We start from the raw sequence: 1,131 nt of genomic DNA, 5'->3' as shown, positions 1-1,131 counted from the left end.
GGCGGTCTCAAATCCCAAGTGCAACGATGGATTGGATGTCGACATTCTGGTTGAAACAGTCCTCGAAGAGGACTTGGGCCGGAGTACGGAAGCCCAAGGTTTTGCGTGGGCGGGTGTTCAAGCTCCAGGCAATGTGATCGAGATGGCGTTGAGAGTGGACGCTCAGATCGGTTCCCTTGGGCAGGTACTGCCTGATCAGGCCGTTGGTGTTCTCGTTGATGCCGCGCTGCCAGGGGCTGTGAGGATCCGCAAAGTAGATCTTCAGGCCCGTGCTCTCGGCCAGCTTCTTGTGCAAAGCCATTTCTTTGCCTTGGTCGTAGGTCAAGGTTTTGCGAAGCGCTTCGTCCAATGGCGAGAAGGCTTGCTCGTAGCCCCTGAGGGCATCCAGCGCCGTGGCGCCATCCATCTTGACCAGCATCACAAACAAGGTCTTGCGGCATACCAAGGTGCCCACGGCCGAACGGTTGAGCTTCCCCTTGATCAAGTCGCCCTCCCAATGTCCGGGCAACAGGCGATCGCTAGCTTCGGGCGGACGCACATGAATGCTCACCATCTCCTGTAGCGAGCCCCGCCTGTCTTCTCCCCGAGCGCGAGGTTTGCGCGCACCGCGACCTTGGCGTAGCAGCGCCACCAGTTCCTTGCGCAATCCTCCGCGCGGAGCGGCATAGATGGCCGTGTAGATCGTCTCGTGAGAAGCTTGCAATTCGCGTTGTCCAGGGTGCTCTTGCTTGAGTGTGCCGGCGATCTGCTCGGGCGACCAACGTTGCTCCAGCAGCGCTCGAACCTTGCGCCACAGTGCGCCCTCGAAATGGAGCTTGCACCGACGCCGTGCCTGGCGTCGTACGCGCCGCGAGCGTGCACCGGCCCTTACTGCATCGTAGCCACCCGCAATGCGCGGGCGCCCCATCGTGCCGAGCTCCGCATCGGCTTTGAATCCGTTACGTCGCAACTCTCGTGTGATCGTGCTGGGAGCACGCTGCAAGGTCTGGGCGATAGATCTGGCGCTGCGTCCTTGCAGCTTCATCGCCATGATCATCCCGCGCTCTTCGGCACTCAACTGTTCGTAACTTCTGTTCATGCAAGCTCTCCCCTTCAGGCTCGAGTGTGTTGCACTTCAGAATTGAAACCGCC

Annotated in this window: 1 protein-coding gene; it reads right to left on the bottom strand. The window is 60.2% G+C overall.

The window, feature by feature from the left end:
* Positions 1-7: 7 nt before the first annotated feature.
* Positions 8-1,078, bottom strand: coding sequence for an IS30 family transposase (locus V9L21_RS26355; protein WP_337315723.1), 1,071 nt, complete (start codon positions 1,076-1,078; stop codon positions 8-10).
* Positions 1,079-1,131 lie beyond the last annotated feature (53 nt).

It is taken from the genome of Variovorax sp. CCNWLW235 (assembly GCF_037204085.1).
GTDB lineage: Bacteria > Pseudomonadota > Gammaproteobacteria > Burkholderiales > Burkholderiaceae_C > Variovorax.
The sequence above is the reverse complement of the archived record's forward strand: the minus strand, read 5'-3'. Positions and strand labels throughout refer to the sequence as shown.

Excerpts from the sequence above, each read along its gene's own strand:
- V9L21_RS26355 (WP_337315723.1), bottom strand. The coding sequence starts at position 1,078 with ATGAACAGAAGTTACGAACAGTTGAGTGCCGAAGAGCGCGGGATGATC.